The sequence below is a fragment of the Pelagibacterium mangrovi genome, from assembly GCF_036662815.1.
GTDB lineage: Bacteria > Pseudomonadota > Alphaproteobacteria > Rhizobiales > Devosiaceae > Pelagibacterium > Pelagibacterium mangrovi.
In genome coordinates, this window is record NZ_JBAFXA010000002.1 from 116,173 (window position 1) to 138,569 (window position 22,397).

24 protein-coding genes and 1 tRNA gene are annotated in these 22,397 nt (G+C 64.3%); 10 read left to right on the plus strand and 15 right to left on the minus strand.

The window, feature by feature from the left end; all coding sequences use genetic code 11:
* Positions 1-313 precede the first annotated feature (313 nt).
* The 8 genes from rpsO to V4T21_RS03350 form a co-directional block, all read right to left on the minus strand.
* Positions 314-583, minus strand: coding sequence for a 30S ribosomal protein S15 (rpsO, locus tag V4T21_RS03315; RefSeq protein WP_332713045.1), 270 nt, complete (start codon positions 581-583; stop codon positions 314-316).
* A gap of 145 nt (positions 584-728) precedes the next feature.
* Positions 729-2,468 (minus strand): sensor histidine kinase, encoded by a 1,740-nt coding sequence (locus V4T21_RS03320; RefSeq protein ID WP_332713048.1) that lies wholly within the window; start codon positions 2,466-2,468, stop codon positions 729-731.
* Between the two features lie 98 nt (positions 2,469-2,566).
* Positions 2,567-3,478: a tRNA pseudouridine(55) synthase TruB gene (gene truB / locus V4T21_RS03325; protein WP_332713050.1), complete on the minus strand. Its 912-nt coding sequence runs from the start codon at positions 3,476-3,478 to the stop codon at positions 2,567-2,569.
* Positions 3,479-3,496: 18 nt separating this feature from the next.
* On the minus strand, positions 3,497-3,913 hold the full coding sequence (gene rbfA / locus V4T21_RS03330) for a 30S ribosome-binding factor RbfA (RefSeq protein WP_332713995.1): 417 nt from the start codon (positions 3,911-3,913) through the stop codon (positions 3,497-3,499).
* A gap of 212 nt (positions 3,914-4,125) precedes the next feature.
* The gene (locus V4T21_RS03335) at positions 4,126-5,004 is read right to left on the minus strand and encodes an SDR family oxidoreductase (RefSeq protein ID WP_332713053.1); all 879 of its coding nucleotides are present in this window, start codon (positions 5,002-5,004) and stop codon (positions 4,126-4,128) included.
* On the minus strand, positions 4,992-6,110 hold the full coding sequence (queG, locus tag V4T21_RS03340) for a tRNA epoxyqueuosine(34) reductase QueG (protein WP_440589617.1): 1,119 nt from the start codon (positions 6,108-6,110) through the stop codon (positions 4,992-4,994). The genes V4T21_RS03335 and queG overlap by 13 nt, the downstream gene beginning before the upstream one ends.
* Positions 6,107-6,787 carry a glutathione S-transferase family protein gene (locus tag V4T21_RS03345; protein WP_332713056.1) on the minus strand — a complete coding sequence of 227 codons (681 nt, stop codon included), beginning with the start codon at positions 6,785-6,787 and terminating at the stop codon, positions 6,107-6,109. The genes queG and V4T21_RS03345 overlap by 4 nt, the downstream gene beginning before the upstream one ends.
* A 288-nt stretch (positions 6,788-7,075) precedes the next feature.
* Positions 7,076-8,056: a complex I NDUFA9 subunit family protein gene (locus V4T21_RS03350; RefSeq protein WP_440589629.1), complete on the minus strand. Its 981-nt coding sequence runs from the start codon at positions 8,054-8,056 to the stop codon at positions 7,076-7,078.
* A gap of 153 nt (positions 8,057-8,209) precedes the next feature.
* Here V4T21_RS03350 and V4T21_RS03355 point away from each other — a divergent pair, with 153 nt between their 5' ends.
* The 10 genes from V4T21_RS03355 (at position 8,210) to fabB (ending at position 16,114) form a co-directional block, all read left to right on the plus strand.
* On the plus strand, positions 8,210-8,584 hold the full coding sequence (locus V4T21_RS03355) for a GFA family protein (RefSeq protein WP_332713061.1): 375 nt from the start codon (positions 8,210-8,212) through the stop codon (positions 8,582-8,584).
* An 87-nt stretch (positions 8,585-8,671) separates the two neighbouring features.
* Positions 8,672-8,758 (plus strand) — tRNA-Leu (locus V4T21_RS03360).
* Positions 8,759-8,914: 156 nt separating this feature from the next.
* The gene (locus V4T21_RS03365) at positions 8,915-9,886 is read left to right on the plus strand and encodes an ABC transporter substrate-binding protein (RefSeq protein WP_332713064.1); all 972 of its coding nucleotides are present in this window, start codon (positions 8,915-8,917) and stop codon (positions 9,884-9,886) included.
* 95 nt (positions 9,887-9,981) lie between these two features.
* Entirely contained in the window at positions 9,982-10,599 is a 618-nt protein-coding gene (locus tag V4T21_RS03370; RefSeq protein WP_332713067.1) for a ribonuclease D, read from the plus strand.
* A 10-nt stretch (positions 10,600-10,609) separates the two neighbouring features.
* Complete coding sequence (locus V4T21_RS03375; protein WP_332713070.1) at positions 10,610-11,269, plus strand: hypothetical protein; 660 nt, start codon at positions 10,610-10,612, stop codon at positions 11,267-11,269.
* Between the two features lie 2 nt (positions 11,270-11,271).
* The gene (locus tag V4T21_RS03380; protein WP_332713073.1) at positions 11,272-11,787 is read left to right on the plus strand and encodes an LptA/OstA family protein; all 516 of its coding nucleotides are present in this window, start codon (positions 11,272-11,274) and stop codon (positions 11,785-11,787) included.
* Positions 11,787-12,527, plus strand: coding sequence for an LPS export ABC transporter ATP-binding protein (lptB, locus tag V4T21_RS03385; RefSeq protein WP_332713076.1), 741 nt, complete (start codon positions 11,787-11,789; stop codon positions 12,525-12,527). The genes V4T21_RS03380 and lptB overlap by 1 nt, the downstream gene beginning before the upstream one ends.
* Positions 12,528-12,701: 174 nt before the next feature.
* Positions 12,702-14,198, plus strand: a complete 1,497-nt coding sequence (gene rpoN / locus V4T21_RS03390) for an RNA polymerase factor sigma-54 (protein ID WP_332713079.1) — start codon at positions 12,702-12,704, stop codon at positions 14,196-14,198.
* 123 nt (positions 14,199-14,321) lie between these two features.
* Complete coding sequence (fabA, locus tag V4T21_RS03395; protein WP_332713083.1) at positions 14,322-14,837, plus strand: 3-hydroxyacyl-[acyl-carrier-protein] dehydratase FabA; 516 nt, start codon at positions 14,322-14,324, stop codon at positions 14,835-14,837.
* A gap of 47 nt (positions 14,838-14,884) precedes the next feature.
* Positions 14,885-16,114: a beta-ketoacyl-ACP synthase I gene (gene fabB, locus V4T21_RS03400; RefSeq protein WP_332713085.1), complete on the plus strand. Its 1,230-nt coding sequence runs from the start codon at positions 14,885-14,887 to the stop codon at positions 16,112-16,114.
* Positions 16,115-16,254: 140 nt separating this feature from the next.
* On the opposite strand, the gene V4T21_RS03405 is transcribed toward fabB, so the two are convergent.
* From V4T21_RS03405 to ubiE, 7 genes are all read right to left on the minus strand, one after another.
* Positions 16,255-16,995 (minus strand): HesA/MoeB/ThiF family protein, encoded by a 741-nt coding sequence (locus tag V4T21_RS03405; protein ID WP_332713088.1) that lies wholly within the window; start codon positions 16,993-16,995, stop codon positions 16,255-16,257.
* A gap of 2 nt (positions 16,996-16,997) precedes the next feature.
* On the minus strand, positions 16,998-17,732 hold the full coding sequence (locus V4T21_RS03410; protein ID WP_332713091.1) for a DUF2259 domain-containing protein: 735 nt from the start codon (positions 17,730-17,732) through the stop codon (positions 16,998-17,000).
* Positions 17,695-18,144 (minus strand): dUTP diphosphatase, encoded by a 450-nt coding sequence (gene dut, locus V4T21_RS03415; RefSeq protein ID WP_332713094.1) that lies wholly within the window; start codon positions 18,142-18,144, stop codon positions 17,695-17,697. Before dut ends, V4T21_RS03410 begins: the two co-directional genes overlap by 38 nt.
* Positions 18,145-18,151: 7 nt before the next feature.
* On the minus strand, positions 18,152-18,745 hold the full coding sequence (locus V4T21_RS03420; RefSeq protein WP_332713096.1) for a hypothetical protein: 594 nt from the start codon (positions 18,743-18,745) through the stop codon (positions 18,152-18,154).
* A gap of 67 nt (positions 18,746-18,812) precedes the next feature.
* Positions 18,813-20,036 carry a bifunctional phosphopantothenoylcysteine decarboxylase/phosphopantothenate--cysteine ligase CoaBC gene (gene coaBC, locus V4T21_RS03425; protein ID WP_332713099.1) on the minus strand — a complete coding sequence of 408 codons (1,224 nt, stop codon included), beginning with the start codon at positions 20,034-20,036 and terminating at the stop codon, positions 18,813-18,815.
* The gene (gene ubiB / locus V4T21_RS03430; protein WP_332713102.1) at positions 20,033-21,580 is read right to left on the minus strand and encodes a 2-polyprenylphenol 6-hydroxylase; all 1,548 of its coding nucleotides are present in this window, start codon (positions 21,578-21,580) and stop codon (positions 20,033-20,035) included. The genes coaBC and ubiB overlap by 4 nt, the downstream gene beginning before the upstream one ends.
* Positions 21,581-21,582: 2 nt before the next feature.
* Entirely contained in the window at positions 21,583-22,347 is a 765-nt protein-coding gene (gene ubiE, locus V4T21_RS03435) for a bifunctional demethylmenaquinone methyltransferase/2-methoxy-6-polyprenyl-1,4-benzoquinol methylase UbiE (protein WP_332713105.1), read from the minus strand.
* Positions 22,348-22,397 lie beyond the last annotated feature (50 nt).

A 22,397-nucleotide genomic window follows, 5' to 3' on the forward strand; every position in this document is an offset into this window, starting at 1 on the left:
CCGCAATTGGCGCCAGAAGGCGGCCCTTCAAGTTTTCCGGAACATGGACAAGACGGCGAGAGGCTTTGCTAATTTTAGTGGTCGCGCTCTCGAACCGGAAAACCGGTACCCGTTCGGCGGGAGATCGATTCACTGGATCGATCTCTGATCCGCTTCACTTCTGAGAGCGCTCCGAGACCACCAAAGCCTCCGGCGATCCTGCCATGCCCCCCTTGTGTAAGGGCGCTTCCGGCAGTTCTGGCAAAAGACCCCATTGCCTTGTGCCATACGATGCGGGGCCGGCATCGCTTGCCGGCCCCGCACCAAGTTCAACCTAGCGGCGGATGCCGAGCCGTTCGATCAGGCTCTGGTACCGCGCTTCGTCGCCGCGCTTGACATAGTCGAGAAGCGAACGGCGGGTAGCGACCATCTTCAGAAGGCCACGGCGGGAGTGATTGTCCTTGCCGTGGGACTTGAAGTGATCGGTCAGATTGTTGATGCGCTCGGTGAGGATGGCGACCTGGACTTCCGGAGAACCGGTATCGCCGGATTTGGTCGCGTATTCCGCAATGAGTTCAGCTTTGCGCTCAGCAGTGATCGACATCGTGAAATCCTTTCAAAAACAAGGAGTTTGAATGACGCCAGAACCGGGATGCCGTCCAGGAATGGCCGTTTTCGAGCGGAGCGGAAGCGCTCCGATGGCGGTCATATAGGGTATTGGGGGGCAAAAGAGAAGGTTTTTGTTGGGCTCAATCGTCGGGGTCGAGTTCGTCGGCGAGGGGGGAATCGCGGTCGGGGTCGATCTGGTCGAGGGGGATCGAGAACACCCATTCGATGCCGTCGGGATGGACGATCCGTTCCACATCGGCCTTGAGCGCGCCGGCCACCATGGTTTCGAGGACGACCGAGCCGAACCCCTTGCGATCGGAGGGGGGTTCGAAATCGGGGACGGTTTCGCGCCAGACCAGATGCAGCCGGCCCCCGCCGGCCCGGTTCCAGTTGATGGTGAGCTGGCCGCCCTCGCGCGAGAACGCGCCGTATTTGGCGGCGTTGGTGGCCAGCTCATGCGCCGCCATGCCCAGCACCTGGGCCGCCTGGACGTTGAGATAGACGTTGATGCCGGTCTTGGTCACCCGCGAGGGGTCCTCGGGGCAGAAGGGGTCGATCTGGGTGCCGAACAGATCGCGCAGGCCGATGCCCTGGGTGCCATGGGCCAGCAGCAGATCGGTGGAGCGCGCCAGGCCGTAGAGCCGGTTCTGGAAATTTTCGACGAATTTTTCCACGTTGTCGGCGCCGCGCGCCGTCTGCTTGGCCATGGCCGAAATGACGGTCAACTGGTTCTTGGAGCGATGCGCCACCTCGCGCATGAGGAAGCGCGCCTCGGTTTCGGCCTGGCGGCGCCGGGCGCCCGCATCGGCCAGCGCGCCCGACACCACGGCCAGCTCGTGCACCGGATAGGCGATGGGCACCACCTCCTCGCCCGCCCCCATGGCGCGGGCCTGCCGCGCCAGCCCGCGCACCGAAGTGGCGATCTGGCGGGCGATGATCCAGGCCATGGCCGCCGCCAGCCCCACGATGACCACGGCGCCGAGCAGCAGCCACAGGAGCGTGGTGCGCAGGGGGGCGGTGACGACCGAAGTCGGGGCCCAGGCCACAACGTACCAACCCGTCAGGATCGAATGCTGGGTGATCGTGCGATATTCCTCGCCCGCGATGATCTGGTCGCGCCAGCGCATCGTCGTGCCGGGACTCTCGCGCAGGGGAATGAAAAAAGTGTCGCCCACCTGCGTCTCCTCCTGCTGGGGGGCGGCGAGGACTGTATTGTTGGAATCCACCAGGGCCACGTGCCAGCCCAGCGGCAGCTCGCGCGTCAGCAGCGCGTTGGCAAGGGAAGCGGCGTCCTGGGTGAGGATGGCGAGCTGGGGCGGGGTGATGCCGGGCCGCTGGCGGACGACATTGAACACATAGGCCTGCGAGGTCCGGCCGAAAAAGACGTTGGAGACCACCGCGTCGGGGGTCTGGAGCGCCCGGCGGACGGATTCGAGTTCGGAAACGCGGCCCAGCTCGGTGCCGTACGGGACGCGGGTGTTGAGCAATTGGTCGAAATTTTCATCGGCAAGGATGAAATAGGACCCGGTGCCCGAAAGGGCGGTGCGCGCATGATCGTGGAACTGGGCCAGATCGCCATCGCCAAGCGCCTCGATGCTCATCAGCACCCGCTGGGTGGTGATCATGCCCGAGATTTCGCGCTCGACCGCCTGGAGGACCGAACGGGTGGTGGCGACGGTGAAGGTTTCGACGGTTTCTTCCTGTGCGACGTTGTGGCGGGCCAGAAGCACCGTCGTGAACGCTATGGCGGGTAGCACGACGACGGCGACGAGGAAGGCGAGATAGAAAATGATGGGAACCGAGCGCGGGGCGCGGAAAGACGCCGCCCTTGCCGCGGGCTCGGCCTGTTCACCGTCGTTTTCCAGGGCGGATTGAGACATGGTCGAGCGCACGATCCTCGTGGACACTCAAACCTTTAGCCAATCGGCCCGGAAGGGTAAAGGGCTAGGTTGTCACAACCCTGGCAGCGCCGGGCCGGTCAGCCCAGGATCACCCGGCGCGGCTTGAACTGACCGCCCTCGACATAGCCCAGGGCCACCGCCTCGCCCTTGAGGCTCGCCCAGGCCTCGTCGAGCGTGACGGGGGCGTCGCGGCCGGTGAGGAGAACCGGGTTGCCCAGCCGGATGGTGGCCGCCTGACGGGCATCGAGGCGCACTTCGGGCAGATCGGAGAGCCCTGCGGCGACGGGCAGCAGCAGGACGTCGCGCCCGGCCTCGTCGGCCGCCTCGATGGTGTCGAGCATGACCGCGTCGGCATCGGTGAAGCTGCCGACCTGGGCGCGGTGCAGTGCGCCGACATGGCCTTTGGTGCCCAGCGCCTCGGCGATGTCGCGGGCCAGCGCGCGCACATAGGTGCCTTTCGAGCAGGTGACCGAGAGCCGCGAGCGCTCGGGGCCGTGCGAGAGGATGTCGAGCGCGTCGATTTCCACCTCGCGCGGCGGCATCACGGGTTTTTCGCCGGCGCGGGCCAGATCATAGGCGCGCTCGCCGCCGATCTTGATGGCCGAAAAGGCCGGCGGGATCTGGGTGATGAGCCCGGTAAAGCGCGGCAGTAGCGCTTCGAGCTCCTCGCCGGTGGGACGCAGATCAGAGGTGGCGATCACCTCGCCCTCGATGTCGTCTGTGGTGGTGGCTGAACCCCAGGCGATATCGAAATGATAGACCTTGGTGCCGTCCTGGACGGCGGGAACCGTTTTTGTGGCTTCCCCGAAGGCGATGGGCAGGATGCCGGTGGCCAGGGGATCGAGGGTGCCGGCATGGCCGGCCTTTTTGGCCGCATAGAGCCAGCGCAGCTTGCCCACCGCCTCGGTGGAGCTCATGTCGTAGGGCTTGGAAAACACAAGCCAGCCGGAAAGATCGCGCTTGGCGCGCTTTTTGGGAGCTTCGCTCAAGACGGCAGTCCTCGGTGTTTAAGAATCGTCTTCTTCGTCGTCGTCGCGGGGGCCGAGATCGCGCTGCACGCGATCGGAGCGCAGCAGCGCGTCGATCCGGCCGTATTCGTCGAAGGTCTGGTCGATGAAGAACCTGAATTGGGGCGCGTATTTGAGATCGAGCGCCGGGGTTATGCGGCCACGGATGAATTTGGCGTGGGCGTTGAGCGCGGAAACCACATGTTCGGCGTTTTCGCCGCCGAGCGGCATGACATAGACATTGGCGAGCTTGAGATCGGGCGTCATACGCACTTCGGGGACCGTGATGGTGACGGTTTCGAGCAGCGGATCGATGATCTCGCCGCGCGCGAGCAGCGCGGAAATCTCGTGACGCACGCGTTCGCCAACGCGGAGCATGCGCTGGGAGGGTGCCGATGTTGATGCCTTTTTGACCATTGCAGCGAGATAGGGCGTGCGGGGCGGTTCGTCAATCGGGAAGGCGTGCTGGGGGGCATTGGGATGAATTGCCAGGAGGGTGCACGCGGCCGGCTCGGCGCCCCTCATCCGACCGCTTCGCGGCCACTTTCTCCCTCAAGGGGAGCCCCCCTCTCCCCTTGAGGGAGAGGGCCGGGGTGAGGGGTGCGCAGCGCCTGCGGGAAAAACCGTGGCTAGCTGTTTTTCTCGGCCAGGATGGCGGCGTGGCCTTCGCGGTAGGTGGGATAGAGGAAGCTATAGTCCAAAGCCGATTTGATCTTGGCGTTCGAGACGCGGCGGTTGCCGGCGTAGAAGGTTTTGGCCATGGGGGAGAGGTCGGCGTCCTCGAAGGCGATTTCGGGGGGCGGGGCCATGCCGATCAGTTCGGCGGCCTGGGCGATGACGTCCTGGGGCGGGGCGGGCTCGTCGTCGGCGAGGTTGAAAATACCCGGGAGTTCGGCGCGGGCAGCGGCAGCTGTGATCGCCCCGATATCGGCGACGTGGATGCGGTTGAAGACCTGGCCGGGTTTGTTGATGCGGCGGGCGGTGCCGTTGCGGAGCTTGTCGAAAGGCGACCGGCCCGGGCCGTAGATGCCGGCGAGGCGCAGGATGGCGAGGGGGATGTTGCGCCCGTCGGCGAGATCGCGCCACCCGGCCTCGGCGTCGAGCCGGTAGCGGTTGCGGGCCGACAGCGGTTCGGTGGCGGCCCCCTCGTCGATCCAGGCGCCATCGGCATCGCCATAGACCCCGATGGTCGAATAATAGCCGATCCAGCGCAGGCGGGGGGCGGCGGCGATATCGGCGCCGTGATGGAGCAGCACCGGGTCGCCATCGGGGCTAGGGGCAATGGAGATGAGCAGATGGGTTGCGTGGGCCAGCGCGGCGGAAACCGTTTCGGAGGGCTCGGTGCCCTCGAAAAGATGGGGAACGATGCCCGAGCCGGTCAGGTCCTGCGCCTTTTGCAGGGTTCTGGTGGTGGCCGAGATCTCGACCCCGCCCTCGCGACGCAGGGCATCGATGGCGGCGCGCGCCGAATAGCCGGCGCCGAAGACGAAAAGGTTCAGTTGATCCATTCGGCCTTGACCTCCGGGTCGGCTTCGTTGGCGAGATGGGGGGCGCGCAGGCGATCGGCGCGTTCGGCGTCGAGCCGGCGCAGCGCCCAGACGGCCATGCCGCGCACCAGCGGGCTGGGGTGCGACAGAAGCCGGTCTATGGCCGGCAGATGGGCGGTGTCGCCCGAATTGCCGGCGGCGACGAGGCAATTGCGCAGGAACCGCGCCGACCCCAGGCGCTTGACCGGGGTCTGGGCGAAAAAGGCGCGGAAAGCAGCGTCGTCGAAGGCCAGCATGTCTGAAAGCCTCGCTGTGCGGATCGCCTCGCGGGCGGCGAGCTTGTCGTCATGGGTCTGGCGAGCGAATTTGTTCCACGGGCAGACAGCGAGGCAATCGTCGCAGCCAAAGACCCGGTTGCCCATGGGGGCGCGGAAGGCGAGGGGAATCTGGCCTTTGTGCTCGACCGAATAATAGGCGAGGCATTTGCGCGCATCGAGCCGGAAAGGGGCGGGGAAGGCGTCGGTGGGGCAAATATCGAGGCAGCGCGTGCACGAGCCGCAGCTTTCGGGATGGGGCGGATCGGCGGGCAGTTCGGCGGAGGTGAAAATCGCCCCCAGGAACAGCCAGGAACCCGCCTCGCGCGAGACCAGCACCGAATGCTTGCCTTGCCAGCCCAGGCCTGCGGCCTCGGCGAGGGGCTTTTCCATGACCGGGGCTGTATCGACGAAGACTTTGACCTCGGCGCCGGTGCGGCGGGCGAGGAGACCGGCGAGTTCTTTCAATCGCCCCTTGACCACGTCGTGATAATCGCGCCCCTGGGCGTAGGCCGAAACATTGGCGAGGGCCGGATCGGCAAGGCGCGAGAGCGGGTTTTCGGCGGGGGCGTAATTGACGCCGACCATGATGACCGATTTCACATCGGCCCACAGTGACGCGGGGGATTTGCGCCGCTCGCCGGTTTCCTCCATCCAGTCCATACCCGCGTGCCAGCCATTGTCGAGCGCGGTGCGCAGCTTTTGGGACAGGTCGGGGCGCGAATCGGGGTGCGCGACCCCGAGGCCGGAAAAGCCCAGCTCATGGGCGCGGGCGCGCAGTTCGGCAATGATCGGTTGGCGCACAGCGCTCAAAAATCGAGATCCGCGTAAGTTGACGAGGCCGGCATGCCCACGATCCTGTCGGCCAGAAGCGGCCGGAAGGCGGGGCGGGACTTGATGCGAGCATACCAGTCCTTGATTTCGCCGGCCTTTTCCCAGGCGATATCGCCCATATAGTCGAGAACCGAAATATGGGACGCGAGGGCGAAATCGGCAAGGGTCAGCGTATCGCCGGCCAGCCAGCGGCGGGTGGCCAGCACCCAGGAGAAATAGGCAAGATGCTCGGTGAGATTGGCCTTGGCGATCCGGATCACCGAAGGCTCGGGCGCGCCCGAGCGCAGATCGCGCTTGATGAGCTTTTCTTCCAAAAGATAGGCGGTGACCTCGGGGCCGAGTTTGAGCAGCACCCATTCGAGCAGGCGCCAGACCTCAACCTTTTCGGTGCCGTTTTCGGGAAGCAGGGCCTCGATATGCTGTTCGGGGCCGAAATTGGCCTCGATATGGGCGATGCCGGCCAGAACCCCGACCACGGGGGGAAACGGCTCGTCGAGCATGACGGGCACCGAGGCGGCGGGATTGATCTCGAGGAAATCGGGATCGCGCCGCCAGGGCGCGACGTCGACAAGATCGACCTCGACGCCATATTCGGCAAACATCAGGCGGATGAGCCGGGAGGCGGGATCGAGCTTGTGGTGAAGAAGCTGGGGCATGGACCGATCGTGAATTGGAGCTTGGGCACCGGAACGCTTCAGCCCGGCAACAATAACCTATAACTGACGGCGCAAAATGGCCATCAATCAAGGTCTTTTTGTGCCTTTTGCCGCCACGTTACCTGCAATTTGCCCTGTTGGGTCAACGACCGGTTAACGTTAGGCTGAGTCGGCATTGAGGTGGCCTTGGCTGGCGCGGCACTGGATTCCGGGAATAAATCCCGGAATGACAGCCTCAGTTTTAGGCAGCCGCCATGCCCATATCCACAGCCAGCGAGGCGATTGGCCTTAGCGCCCAGCCAGCGGGCTGACGTGACGGTCGAACTCGCCATTGCGGCGGAAGCGCCACATATAGCTGGGCAGCACCGCATCGAGGGTTGTGGGGGCGATACCGAAGGCCTCGAGCGTGCGCTTCTGGCGCTGCGCTTCATCGGACACCAGATTGTCGATGCCGAGCTGAACGACCTGATCGGGGGTCAGAAGCGGCTTGGGCAGCAGCGACATCAGCCCGGCCAGCGGCTTGGCGATTGCCGTGGGGAGGGGCACGACCAGGCGCCGGCGGCGGGTTTCTTCGAGCACGCGCTCGATCACCTCTTCCATGGTGATGATCTCAGGCCCGCCCAGCTCATAGACCTTGCCGGTTTTGACCGCCCCATCGACGGCGCGGGCGATGGCCTCGGCCACGTCGCCCACATAGACCGGCTGGAGGGACGTGTCGCGGCCGATCAGGGGCATCACCGGAAAGCTACGGGCGAGAAAGCCGAAAAGATTGAAGAACCCGTCGTCCTGGCCGAAGACCAGCGAGGGGCGGATGACGATGGCCTGGGGAAAGGCCTTGAAGACTTCGGCCTCGCCCCGCGCCTTGGCGCGCTGATAGGCAGAGGGCGAATCCAGCGCCGCACCGAGTGCGGACATATGGATCAGCGTTTGGACGCCCGCGGCGCGGGAAAGTTCGGCGACAGTTTTCGCCCCCTTGGTCTGGACGGCGGCAAAGCGTTGGGCGCCTTTTTCAAACAGGATGCCGACCAGATTGATGACGATATCGGCGCCGCGCACGGCGGCGGCCACCGAATCGGGATAGCGCAGATTGGCCTGGATGGGCTGGATCTGGCCGGGAAAGCCGAACATACGCACATGGCCGGCAAGGTCGGGCCGGCGCACCGCCACCCGAACCGCGTAGCCGCGCCGCGCCAAAGCCTGGGTGACCTGGGTGCCGATGAACCCCGAGCCGCCAAAGATCGTGACGAGTTTTCGTGACTGTTCGACCATCATCAATGCCCCGGTGCAAAAGACTGGCTTGGTTCTAGCCGCCCGCGCGCAGGCTTTCAATCGCTTTGCGGCGGACGGCGGAGAACGCGAAATATCTGCTTGACTCGCATCGCCATATGTTCTTTGTTTGTTCTGGAATTAGGAAGGAGGCTGATGATGGCGTATGTGGAAGGGGATACCCCCGTCTATGAGGGAAGCTGCCAGTGCGGGGCCGTGCGTTTTACGGCCCGGACGCGGCTCGAAGCCCCTTTCCAGTGCAATTGCTCGCGGTGCCGGCGGCTCAACGCGGTGATGCATTCGGTGCCCGACAGCGATTTCACCCTTGTGAGCGGGAACGAGGCGCTCAAGACTTATAAATTCAATTCGCATGTCATCGCGCACCAGTTCTGCACCCAATGTGGCATTCAGCCCTTTGCATCGGGCCGCGACAGGGAGGGCAATGGGCTCCATGTCATCAACGTCCACTGCCTTGAAAACCCGCAATACGAGCGTGGCGCGATCCATCATTTCAACGGCGCCGATTTCTGATCAGGGGGATAGGCGGCGCTTTGTGACGGAACTGCAAAGGGAGTGCATTGACAAAGACTCCGGCGCGCTCTAAAGCGTCGGCCCGTTGCCCAGATGGCGGAATTGGTAGACGCGCTAGCTTCAGGTGCTAGTTCCCGAAAGGGAGTGGAAGTTCGAGTCTTCTTCTGGGCACCAATCCTTTCGGATCGATGTCGATTTTCTTCCCAACAGTCATGTTCGGCCGCGATTTCCCATGGGTTTTCGCCGGCTTTCTCCTGTCAGTTTAAAGGTGACAGGCAAGATCATGTTCATTAAAAGCGCGATGCCGTTTCAAGGATTTTCGGGTTTGTCATGATCGATCTGCGCTCCGGCCTTTTGGCCACCTGTCTGGTTGTCACCTCCGGGGCCACGGCCCTGGCCCAGGACTTTCCGCTCACCATCGACCACGCCTATGGGCAGACCACCATCGAAGCCCAGCCGCAGCGGGTGCTGACCTGGGGATGGGTGGCCCATGATGTTGTGCTCGACCTGGACGTGGTGCCGGTGGGCCTGCCCAAGGTCAGCTATGGCGGGGACGCCGAAGGGGTTTCGCCCTGGACCCGTGAAGCGCTCGAAGAGCTTGGCGCCGAACTGCCGCCCATTCTGGGCGAGGCGGCGGGGGAGGTTTCGCTCGAAGCCATGCTGGCGCTCGATCCCGACGTGATCCTTGCGCCCTATTCGGGGATGACCGAGGCGGAATATACAGCGCTCAGCCAGTTTGCCGACGTGATCCCGTTCAAATCCGAAGCCTGGCGCGGCACTTGGCAGGAGACGGTCGCGGTGATCGGGCAGGCGCTGGGTCTGCAGACCGAGGCCGAGGCCCTGATTGCCGAAACCGAAGCGATGATCGCCTCGACCGCCGAAAATCATCCGCAGATCGCCGGCAAGACGGTGCTCAATTTCGTCAACCGCGACGACGGAACGGTCTCGGTGCGCACCAGCGCCGATCCGCGCTCGCTGCTGCTCACCGATGCCGGCCTTGTTTCGGTGGCGCGCGAGGCGGCCGATGCCAATGGCTATACCTATTTCGTCAGCCATGAGAATTTCGCCGATCTCGATGCCGACATCCTCGTGGCGTTTCTCGACTCGCCGGAGGACGCAGAGGAATTTTTCGCCCTGCCCTATATCGCGAGCGCACCGCAGGTCCAGGAGGGCCGGGTGGCGGTTATCGATGACGAAGCGGTGACCATGGCGGTAGGGGGAGCGATTTCGCCGCTCTCGCTGCGCTGGGGCTGGGACGCGTTCATCGGGCCGATCGCCGAGGCGGCGGACGCGGATCAATAGGCCGACCGCAATCTTGCCCCAAGCTCTAGGCAAAACGCTCCGGGGTGTGGCATCTAGGATGCTCGCGAAATCCTCCCCGGAGTTTTAAAGCCGCCATGAGCGTCAGACTGCACAAGGGCGATCTGCCCGACCTTTCCCGCTATACGGGGCGTCAGGTCGCCATCGATACCGAGACGATGGGCCTCAACCCGGCGCGCGACCGGTTGTGCGTCGTCCAGCTTTCACCCGGCGACGGCACCGCCGATATCGTCCAGATTCTGCCCGGCCAGACCGAGGCACCCAATCTCACCGCGCTCCTGGGCGACCAATCGGTCACCAAGCTGTTCCATTTCGCCCGTTTCGACATCGCCGCGCTCAATGCCGCCTTCGGGGTGATGCCCAGCCCGGTCTATTGCACCAAGATCGCTTCTAAACTTGTGCGGACCTATACCGACCGGCACGGGCTCAAGGATCTGGCGCGCGAGCTTTTGAACGTCGACATGAGCAAGCAGCAGCAAAGCTCGGACTGGGGCGCCGAGACGCTGACCCAGGCCCAGCTCGATTATGCAGCCTCCGACGTGCTCTACCTTCACGATCTGCGCCGCCATCTGGACCGAATGCTGAGCCGGGAGGGGCGCAACGAGATGGCGCGGGCGTGCTTTGAATTTTTGCCCATGCGCGCGCGGCTCGATCTGGCCGGCTGGGCCGAGACCGACATCTTCGCCCACAGCTGACGAGCGCCCGATGAACGCGCCCACGGCCGCCATACGCCTCGAGACCTACAACCGGTTCGCCCGGCACAACCGGCGGATCGCCGTGCTGCGCTGGGCCGTGCCTGTCCTGGGCGTTCTCGTTCTGTCGGTGCCCGTGGCCCAGCTTGCCGTCTCGATGATGAACGACATCATTCCCATCGAGGGCCTGCGGCTCGAAAACGACACGCTGGTGGTCGACGGCCCGCGCTTCGAGGGGCGCACGGCGACAGGCTCGAACTATACGATGGAAGCGGCGCGGGCCGAGACGCCGGTGGGCAATCTCGACACCATCGATCTTTACGAGCTTGTTGTCGACATCGCCGACGAGGGCGATTATTCGGCCCAGGTTCTGTTTTCATCGGCCGAGTGGACGATGAGTACCGAATATCTGCGTTCCAACGAAGACGTCTTCGTCACCGATTCGACAGGCGCGCGCGGTACGCTGGCCGGGGTGGATGTCGATTGGCCCGCCCAAATGATCACCAGCGAGGGGCCGGTGCGCTTCACCTTCGAATCCGGGGCGCAACTGGACGCCGACACTATGGTTTATCAAATGGAGGCGGCGCGCTGGCGGTTTTCGGGCGTCGATCTCGACATGGTTCCCCAGGCCGACGCCGGGGAGAGCCGCGACCCCTTTGCTCCGGAGAGTTGAACATGGTTCGCCCTGGCCTTTTTCTGACGCTTCTGGCCCTTCTGGCCGCCCCGGCATTCGCCCAGACCACCCAGACCGACCCGGCCGGGTTCGGCGGGCTGGCCGACGAGGCGGGGGAAGAGGTGAACGTCACCGCCGACGATCTGCAGATCAACGAGAACGAAAGCACTGCACTATTTTCGGGCAATGTGGTGATCGTCCAGGGGACGATGGAGCTGGCCGCCCCCGAGCTTCTGGCCGTTTATGGGGAGGGCGGGCCCTCGGACCTCGAAAACTTCACGGCCACCGGCGGCGTGGTGATGAATTTCGACGACCAGACCGTCGATGCCGATCAGGCGTTTTACGATTTCGCGCAACGCATCCTCACCTTCACCGGCTCGGTGGTCGTCGTCAACGAAAGCGGAACGGTAAATGCCGACCGACTGGTGATCGACACGCGGGCGGGCACCTCCTCGTTCTCGTCCTCGGGCGAAGGCGAGGGCGGACGGGTAACCTCGACCTTCACCCCGGAGGGCTGATGTCGGCGATCGATCAGACCGGCTGGCTCGTCGCCCACGGTCTTGCCAAGAGCTTCAAGAAGCGCGCCGTGGTGCGCGACGTTTCGCTCGCCGTGCGGCGCGGCGAGGCGGTTGGACTGCTCGGCCCCAATGGGGCGGGCAAGACCACGGTCTTTACAATGATCATGGGGCTGGTGCGGCCCGATGCGGGGGAAGTACTCCTCGACGGGCTGCCGATCACCCAATTGCCGCTCTATCAGCGCGGGCGGCTGGGGATCGGCTATCTGCCCCAGGAGGCCTCGATCTTTCGCGGGCTTTCGGTCAAGGACAATGTGCTGGCGGTGCTCGAAGGGCACATCAAGGACCGCAGGGAGCGCAATGCGCGGCTCGACGAGCTGCTCGAGGAATTTTCCGTCTCCCATCTGCGCGATGCCGACGCGCTGGCGCTTTCGGGCGGCGAGCGGCGGCGGGTGGAGATTGCCCGGGCGCTGGCGGCGGAACCCAAATTCATGCTGCTCGACGAACCCTTCGCCGGCGTCGACCCCATCGCTGTGGCCGACATTCAGGCGCTGGTGCGGCAATTGACCCAGCGCGGCATCGGGGTGCTGATCACCGACCACCAGGTGCGCGAGACGTTTTCGCTGGTCGATCGGGCGTATCTGATCCATGGGGGCAAGGTGATGATCCAGGGGCGGCCGGAAACCATCATGGCCGATCCCGACGCGCGGCGGGTCTATCTGGGCGAGACGTTTTCGCTTTAAGGGGAAACCCTTAGCTTGCGCTGACTGGACTCCGGGGAATAAATCCCGGGGTGACAGGTGGGGGTGGGCAAGGCGTCGCCTCGACCCAACTGGCACGGAAATTGTATGGGCGCTTGTTCGCCTCGGCGAATGCCGCTAGGGTCCGGGCGGATTGATTTGGGAGCCCGCAGAGCGATGGCGCTGACGCCGCGGCTGGATATAAGGCAAAGCCAGACCCTGACGCTGACGCCGCAATTGATGGCGTCGATCCGGCTCTTGCAGCTCAGCCACCTTGAACTCTCGGCCTTCGTCGACGCCGAGCTGATGCGCAATCCGCTGCTCGAGCGCGAGGACGGCGCCGATGGCGACACCCCTCTGGAACGCGAGCGGCCCGAGGAAATCGACCCCTATCGCGATGTCGTCGATCATTCCGACCATCTGGGCAGCGCCCGGACCATTGCCGACAGTCTCGATACCGACGTCTCCAACGTCTTTCCCGAGCAATCGGGGCAGGATTCATTGTCCCAGGCCAGTTCCTGGCCGGAGGGAAAGGGCCTTAGCGCGAGCGAGGCGCCGGACCTCGACCAATATGTATCGGCGCAGGTTTCGCTGGCCGAACATCTGGGCGAACAGGTCAATCTGATCCTCAAGGACCCCGCCGAGCGGCTGATCGCGCGCAGCCTTATCGACAATCTCGACGAGCGTGGGTATCTGGCGACCGAGATCGACCAGATCGCCGCCCAGCTCGGGGCTTCGCCGGACCTTGTGGAAGACGTGCTGGGGAAAGTGCAGGGGTGCGAGCCGATCGGGGTTTTCGCGCGGTCGCTGGCCGAGTGCCTTTCCCTCCAGCTCGGGGACAGGAATCGGCTCGATCCGATGATGGCGGGCCTGCTCGCCAATCTCGACCTGCTCGCCAGCCATGATCTTGCGGCGCTGGGCAAGGCGATCGGGGCGGACCGCGAGGATATCGCCGACATGATCGCCGAGCTGCGGGCGCTGGATCCGCGACCGGGCCGGGCCTTCGACACCGCGCCCGTGCAGGCGGTGGTGCCCGATGTCTATGTGCGGCGCGGCAATGACGGGGGCTGGCAGATCGAGCTCAATGCCGACGTCCTGCCGCGCGTGCTGGTCAACCGCACCTATTATGCCACGGTGACCGGCAAGACCCGGGACGCCGAGGAAAAGCGTTTTCTCGTCGATTGCCTTTCGACGGCGAACTGGCTGACCAAGAGCCTGGACCAGCGGGCGCAGACCATACTCAAGGTGGCGACCGAGATCGTCAAGCAGCAGGACGGGTTTCTCAATCATGGCGTCGCCCATTTGCGGCCGATGACGCTCAAGACGGTGGCGAGCGAAATCGAGATGCACGAATCGACGGTATCCCGCGTCACCGCCAACAAATATATCGCCACCCCGCGCGGGCTGTTCGAGATGAAGTATTTCTTCACCACCGCGCTGAATTCGGCCTCGGGCGGCGAGGACCATTCGGCCGAGGCCGTGCGGCACCGGATCCGGCAATTGATCGAAGCGGAGGCGCCCGGAGCCATTCTTTCGGATGACACCATCGCCGATATCCTCAAGCGCGAACAGGGGATCGACGTGGCGCGGCGCACCGTCGCGAAATATCGCGAGGGGATGGGAATCGCCTCCTCGGTGATCAGGCGGCGCCAGAAAAAGGCACAGATGGCTTAGTGCGCGCTCTATGACACTCAATGCAATCACAACTGCCCAATGCCGCAAACGTGGGCAAAAGGTCTATTGACCCCCCCATCGGTTGCCCTCTACACAGATTTCTCTCAAGTTTGCGGGGAGTCCATGGCAGAACGCGCCCATTTTTACGATTATGACCAGTTGCTGGCCTGTGGGCGCGGTGAGCTATTCGGACCGGGGAACGCGCAATTGCCGCTCCCGCCGATGCTCATGTTCGACCGCATCACCCGCATCGACGACGACGGCGGAGCGTTTTCCAAGGGACAGGTGCGGGCCGAGCTCGACGTCGACCCGGACCTGTGGTTCTTTGCGTGCCACTTCCATGGCGATCCGGTGATGCCCGGATGCCTGGGGCTCGACGCGCTCTGGCAGATGACCGGCTTCTTTCTGGGCTGGGGCGGATCGCCCGGGCGCGGGCGGGCGCTGGGGGGCGAGATCAAGTTCACCGGACAGGTGACCAATGACGTCAAACAGGTCGAATACGGAATCGATATCAAGCGCGTCATGCGCTCGAAACTGACGCTGGGGATCGCCGACGGCTATGTGAAGGCCGACGGCAGGACAATTTACGAGGCCAAGGATTTGCGGGTCGGCCTTTTTACGGACATGGGCGTACTGTAACTTAATTGGTTGCAATGATCGCTGAACAGACCAAGCAAGAGGCATAAATGAAGCGCGTTGTCGTCACCGGCATGGGGATCGTCTCTTCGATCGGGAACAATCTCGACGAAGTGCTCGACAGTCTCAGGGCCGCACGCCCCGGCATCGTCCGGGCTCAGGATTATGTGGACCTGGGCTTTCGCTGCCAGGTGCATGGCGAGCCCACGCTCGACCCGTTCGAAGTGCTCGACCGGCGCACCACTCGCTTCATGGGCAAGGGCGCGGCCTGGAACTATATCGCCATGCAGCAGGCGATCGAACAGGCCGGGCTTGAGGACGCCGACTATCGCGGCAATCCGCGCACCGGCATCATCATGGGTTCGGGCGGTCCCTCGACCCGCGCCGTGGTGGAAGCGGCCGATATCACGCGCGAAAAAAAGAGCCCCAAGCGCATCGGGCCGCTCGCCGTGCCCAAGGCGATGAGTTCGACGGCGTCGGCGACGCTGGCCACAGCTTTTGAAATCCACGGGCTCAACTATTCGATCTCCTCGGCCTGCGCGACCTCGAAGCATTGCATCGGCAATGCGTATGAGCAGATCCAGATGGGCAAGCAGGATATCGTCTTTGCCGGCGGGCACGAGGATCTCGACTGGTCGATGTCGAACCTTTTCGACGCCATGGGCGCGATGAGCTCGGACTTCAACGATACGCCGGAAAAGGCCTCGCGGGCCTATGACCGGGACCGCGACGGGTTCGTGATCGCCGGGGGCGCGGGGGTGCTGGTGCTCGAAGAGCTCGAGCACGCCAAGGCGCGCGGCGCGACGATACTTGCGGAAGTCGTGGGCTATGGCGCGACCTCGGACGGCTACGACATGGTGGCCCCTTCGGGCGAAGGCGCCGTGCGCTGCATGCGGATGGCGCTCGAAACCGTCAACGCGCCTGTCGATTACATCAACCCGCACGCCACATCGACCCCGGTAGGGGACCGCAAGGAAATCGAGGCGTTGCGCGAAGTTTTCGGCAATGAGGGCAAGTGCCCGCCCATTTCGGCCACCAAATCGCTGACCGGCCATTCGCTCGGCGCGACGGGCGTGCAGGAATCGATCTACTCGATCCTGATGATGCGCAACCGCTTCATCTGCGAGAGCGCCAATATCGAAAATCTCGATCCCGAATTCGAGGACATGCCGATCCTGCGCCAGCGGCGCGACGATGTTGATCTGGGTGTCGTGCTGTCAAACAGTTTTGGGTTCGGCGGCACCAACGCCACGCTGGTGTTCCAACATCCGGATGTTTGAGGGTAGCTCAAGCGTATCCTGAATCTCCACCTGTCATTCCGGGGGCGCTTCGGCGAACCCGGTGCTTGGCGATAGGCCGCTGCTGGATTCCGGGAACAAGTCCCGGAATGACAGTGTGATTGGTGTGGAGACGAGGTGTTCTACCGATACCGCATAATGCGGCTTTCGCCGGTGCGGGCGGAGTAGAGCAGCAGTTTTCCCAGCAGGGGCTCGCCGAAGCCGGCGAGCCATTTGATGGCTTCGTTGGCCATCATGGTGCCGATGATCCCCGGGAGCACGTTGAGGACGCCGACAAGCTCGCAGGGCGGGCTGTCCTCGGGGGTGGGGTCGACGGGATAGAGCGCGTCGAACGCCGGCCATGGCGTGCCGTCCTCGCGATCTAGGAAGGGGGCGAGAGTCGTGACCGAGCCGTCGAAGGGGCCGAGCGCGCCGGTAACCAGCGGGATTTCCCGCTTTCCGCAGACGGCGGCAACGAGGCGCTTGGTGGCAAAGAAATCGGTACCCTCGATCACCAGATCGGCGTTTGAGAGAAAGGATTCGGCGTTGTCCGCGTCGAGGCGGGCAACCACCGGATCGACGGTGATTTCGGGATTGAGCGCGGCGCCGAAACGGGCGGCGGCCACGGCTTTGGAATGGTCCAGATCGGCGTCGGTATAGATCACCTGCCGGGCGAGATTGGACAGGGAAACCGTATCGGGGTCGATAATGGTGAGCGTCCCGATGCCCGCTCCCGCCAGATAGGCGATGACCGGCGCGCCCAGTCCGCCGGCGCCGACGACCGCCACATGCGCGGCGGCGAGCTTTTGCTGACCGACGCCGCCCATGTCCTTCAAAACGATATGCCGGGCGTAACGGGCCGATTGGGCGGAGGTTAGCGCCACTCTCAGCGCGTCCCCACCGGGAGGGCGATAAAGCGCCGGTCGGGACCTTCGAAGCCGTGCGACCAGACAGAGAGCACGGCGACGGTCGCAGCGTTATCGAAGGCGTTGAAGGGATTGAAGACACCGTAGAATTTGTAGGTCACCACGCAATTGCGCGAGGCGGGGACGCGGGTGTCGCGGTGAAGCTCCTGGGTGGTCCCATCGGTTTCGCGCCTGAGGGCAAACCCCATGGGGTCGCCTTCGAAGAGGTCGCAATCCTGGGTCGAGGGCGCCTTGAAGATATCGATGGCGAGCCTGTATTCGCCTTCGGTCTGGGCCAGGCCGTAGCTGGGGATGCCGTAGGACATCGAAAGCCCTTCATCCTTGAGCGCCCCGTCGCCGCGCAAGGCGATGGGCAGGGCCGGGCGAGTGATGTCGTGTTCGGCCAGCGCGGCGCCGGCCAGCTCGACCGCTTCGGATCGCGCGTCGACCAGTTCGGCCATTTCGGTATCGATGCGGGCGCGGAACGGCGAACCGCCGACGAAATCATCGGTATCAAGATCGATCAGGAAAATTTCCGAATAGGGGAAACCCGAGCCGTCCTGGATACCGAACTGCTCGAAGGCGAAATAGCGCCCGTCCTGGGAATATCCGATCGCGTCGAACTGGGCGCTGTCGCCGGCGAGGGCCGGCGCAACGCAAGCGCCCAGCATAAGAAGGCTAGCCGATGCCCGTCGAACCAAATCCACCAGTGCCACGATCGGTCTCCTCGAGTTCTTCAACCTCTTCGAGCGCCAGATCGGGAACGGCGGCGATCACCATCTGGGCGATCCTGTCGCCGCGTCGGATCTCGAACGGGGCCTTGCCATGGTTGATCAGGATGGCTTTGACCTCGCCGCGATAATCGGCGTCGACCGTTCCGGGCGCGTTGAGCACTGTAACGCCGAATTTGGCGGCAAGGCCAGAGCGGGGCCTGACCTGCGCCTCGAACCCCTCTGGAATGGCCAGCGCGAAACCGCAGGGGACCATTGCCGACTCGCCGGAGGCAAGGGTCAGCACCTCGCCTTCGGCGAGAGCGGCGGCAAGATCGGCCCCCGCGGCCCCCGCGCTCTGACGCGCGGGAAGGGCCAGCCCCCGCCCATGCGGGAGCCATTTGAGTTGGATAGTCATCGCAACGCTATTTCTGGACCACAGCGTAGATCTCGGCCGGGAGGTCGAGATCTGACGAGAAGAGTTCGGTGAAGGACAGCTCATAGGTGGCGGACTGGCCATCGGCGGCGGTTTCCATATTGGTGTCGACGATCGTGCCGCCGAACACCAAAAGATTGAGGGTGTGGCCCTCGAAGATCGAGGCCATCATGGCCCGCATCTGGGCGTCCTGGGCCGGATCGATCTCTTCGGACAGCGATTCGGTGAGATCGGCGGTCGGGAAGGCCACGCGGACCTGGCCATTGCCGATCGCCTCGATCACCGGCTCCTCGCCCTCTTCGCCCAGGGCGCTGAGTTCGGCAAAGGGGCCCGACTGGACGATGGTGCATTCGACGGCGTCGGCGGTTTCGACAAGCTCTCCCTCGGCGCAGAACTCCTCGTCCTGCTCGGTGGCCTGGGCCATCATCAGCTCATACATGTCGCGTTCCATGGTGGTGACCATGGTGGCTTCGGCCTCGGTCTGGCTGGTAACGTCCACCGACATGGAAACATCCATGCAGGCCGCCAGCATCAGGGTGAGGCCGCCGGCGCCGGCCGCGCGGGTCAGGGTCGAAATGTTCATGTCGCTTTATCCCTCGATTGGTGGCGCACTCTGGCCGCAAACTGATCGGTTTTGCAAGCCGTGGGGATCAGGAAGCCGGAGCGAAATGGGAGACGATCCGGTCGGCAAGCCTTTCGGCGACCGCCGTCTTGGCCAGCGCGCCCCAATCCTCGCTTTCCGCGCCATCGAGAAAGAGGATGCGTGTGTCGGTGCCCCCGAAAACGCCCGTGCCCGGGCTCACGTCATTGGCGAGAAGCCAGTTGCAGCCCTTGCGGGCCAGTTTGTTGCGGGCATGGGTGACCAGATTTCCCGTTTCGGCGGCAAAGCCCACGACCAGCGCGGGCCGCTGGCCGGCGGGGAGATGGGAGACCGACGAAAGGATATCGGGATTGGCGACGAAATCGATATCGGGCGGCGTGCCCGCCGCATCCTTCTTGAGCTTGAGGCCGGACGGTTCCACGACGCGCCAATCGGCGACGGCGGCGGTAAAGATCGCCGCATCGGCGGGGAGCGCGGCGGTGACGGCGGCTTCCATTTCCAGCGCGGTTTCGACGGGAATGATCTCGCAGCCCTTGGGCCGGGCGAATTCGGCCGGGCCGGTGATGAATTTGACGATGGCGCCGCGCGCCGCGAGTGCTTCGGCGATGGCCGTGCCCTGGCGGCCGGACGAGGCGTTGGAGATGTAGCGCACCGGATCGATGGGCTCGCGCGTGGGGCCGGAGGTGACGATGACCGTCTTGCCCTCGAGGGGAAGCGGGCCGCCCGCGCGCGCGAAATGGGCGTTTATCGCATCGAGGATGTCCTCGGGCTCGGCCATGCGGCCCGCCCCGAATTCGCCGCAGGCCATGTCGCCCTCGTCGGGGCCGACGAAAGCAACCCCGTCATGGCGCAAGGTCTCGATGTTGCGCCGGGTTGCCGCCGCTTCCCACATGCGCACATTCATGGCCGGGGCGGCAAGAACCGGGGTGATGGTGGCCAGAAGGCAGGTGGTGGCCAGATCGTCGGCCAGTCCGTTTGCCATGCGGGCGAGGATATGGGCCGTGGCGGGGGCGACGACGATCAGATCGGCGGAGCGGGAGAGTTCGATATGGCCGATCTCGGTTTCGCGGGTGAGATCGAAAAGCTCGGACAGGGCCGGACGGCCGGTAAGGGTCGAAATCGTCAGGGGCGAGACGAACTGCTTGGCGCCTTCGGTGAGGATGGCCTGCACGGTGCCGCCGACCTTCTGAATCAGGCGGATGAGCGTGATGGCCTTGTAGGCGGCGATGCCGCCCGAAACGATCACGAGGATATGCTTGCCGGCAAGGGTCACAACAGCGCTCCAAGGTGGACGACCAGCGCAATGATGGCGAGGGCCACCGCCGCAAGCGTCCCCCATTTCAGCGTCTCGATCAACGGGTCCTTTTTTTCCCGGCGCTGCTGGTCGGCTTCGAGCCGGGCAAGGACCCGTTCGGCGCGGCGGCCGATATCGGGGAGGCGGCGGGCCAGATCGACGGCCTCGTCGAGCGCTTCGCGGGCGATATCGAGCCGGCCCTGCGGGCCCAGGGCCCGCCGCACCCAAGTGGACACTACAGGCTCGGCGGCTGTCCACATGTTGAAACCGGGATCGAGCAGGCGCGCCGTGCCTTCGACCAGCACCATGTTCTTTTGCAGCAGCACCAGCTCGGGCCGGGCGCTCATATCGAAAAGCTCGGTCACCTCGATCAGCTGAGCCAGGACGCGGGCCATGGAAATCTCCTCGGCGTTGCGTCCCACCAACGGCTCTCCGATGGCGCGGATGGCCTGGGCGAAATCGTCTATAGTGTGGGAATCGGGGACATAGCCGATATCGATGTGCAGTTCGGCCACGCGCCGGTAATCGCGGGTGATGAAGCCGTGGAGGATTTCGGCCAGGAACCGCTGCTCCTTTTTGCCGATCCGCCCCATGATGCCGAAATCGACGGCGATGATGCCGCCGGTCCTAGAGTCGGCAAAGAGATTGCCCGGATGCATGTCGGCGTGAAAAAAGCCGTCGCGGATGGCCTGACGCAAAAAGCTCTGGATCAGGGAGGCGGCGAGCTTTCTCCTGTCGAGGCCGGCGGCGTCGATCCGATCGAGGTCGCGCACGGGGATGGCTTCGACCCAGCTCGTGGTGAGGACCGAGCGGCCGGTCTGTTCCCAGAAGACTTCCGGCACGGCGAAATCGCCGTCGTCCGTCAGGTTTTCTGCAAGCTCGGAAATGGCGGCCGCTTCCATGCGCAGATCCATTTCCAGCGCCGCCGAGCGGGCCAGGGCATCGACGACCTGACGCCCGTTGAAGCGCCTTGTCGAAGGCATGAAGCGCTCGGCGACGCCGGCCAGAGCGTAAAGCCCGTCGAGGTCGCGCGCGAAGCGCTCGCGGATGCCGGGGCGCAAGAGCTTGACGGCAACCGTTCGCTCGCCGGCCGGGGTTGCAAGGCGCGCCTTGTGCACCTGGGCGATGGAGGCGGCGGCAAGGGAGGGGGAAATCTCCTTGAGCGCTTCGGCATTATCGCCCAGCGCATCGGCCAGAAGGCCGGGAACCAGCTTTTCGTCGAAAGGGGGCAATGCATCCTGGAGGGCCGACAGATCGTCGGCGACCTCGAAGCCGACGATATCGCGGCGGGTGGCCAGAACCTGGCCGAGCTTGACATAGACGGGGCCGAGCCGGGTGAGGGCATTGGCGAGGCGCGTGACGCGGCCCGTGCGGCGCACGTCGCGCTTTTCGATGAGGCGTGCCAGCCCCACCATCATTTTGGCCGAAGGCGGGATGGGCTGGCCCTCGGCGAGGGAAAACGCTCCCTCTCGGGCCAGAACGAAGCCGGCCCGGGCGAGCCTCAAATAGGTCCCCAAACCCATGATCAGAGCTTCCAGCCCCCGTGCAGAGCCGCGATATTGCCCGAAAGCGGGGTGTGGGTCACGCGCTTGAACCCCGCCGTTTCCAGCATGGAAGAGAAAATATCCGGAGCGGGAAAATTACGGATGGAATCCACGAGATATTGATAGGGCTCGGCGTCGCCGGTGACCATCTTTCCCATGGGCGGGATCACATGATCGGAAAAAAGGTCATAGACCTTGTCGAGGACCGGCACGTCGACCCTGGAAAATTCGAGCACGAGAATCCGGCCGCCGCGCTTGAGAACCCGGTGCGCTTCGGACAACGCCTTTTCGATGCGCGGCACGTTGCGGATGCCGAAGGCGATGGTATAGGCATCGAAGCTCTTGTCCTCGAAGGGCAGTTCCTCGGCATTGGCCTGCACGAAATCGACATTGGCGCGATAGCGCCAGGTTTCGGCGCGCTGGGCGCCGACGGCGAGCATATCGGCATTGATGTCGGAGACCGTCACATGGGCAAAGCCATGGCTGGCATCGAGGATGCGCATGGCGATATCGCCCGTGCCGCCGGCCATGTCGAGGACGCGGTATTGGCGCGCACCCTGGCGGGGCGGGGCGAGGCGGGCGACCATCCGATCCTTCCAGAGCCGGTGAATGCCGCCGCTCATCAGATCGTTCATCAAATCGTAGCGCGCAGCGACCTTGTGAAAGACGTCATCGACAAGCCCCTGCTTTTCGCCCAGCGGCACCGTGCGGGTGCCGAAATGGGTCTCTTGCGCGGTTTGTGTCATCAACGCCTCTCTTGTTTAAGGCCAGCCGATGCGGTTATGGGCTTGGCCAG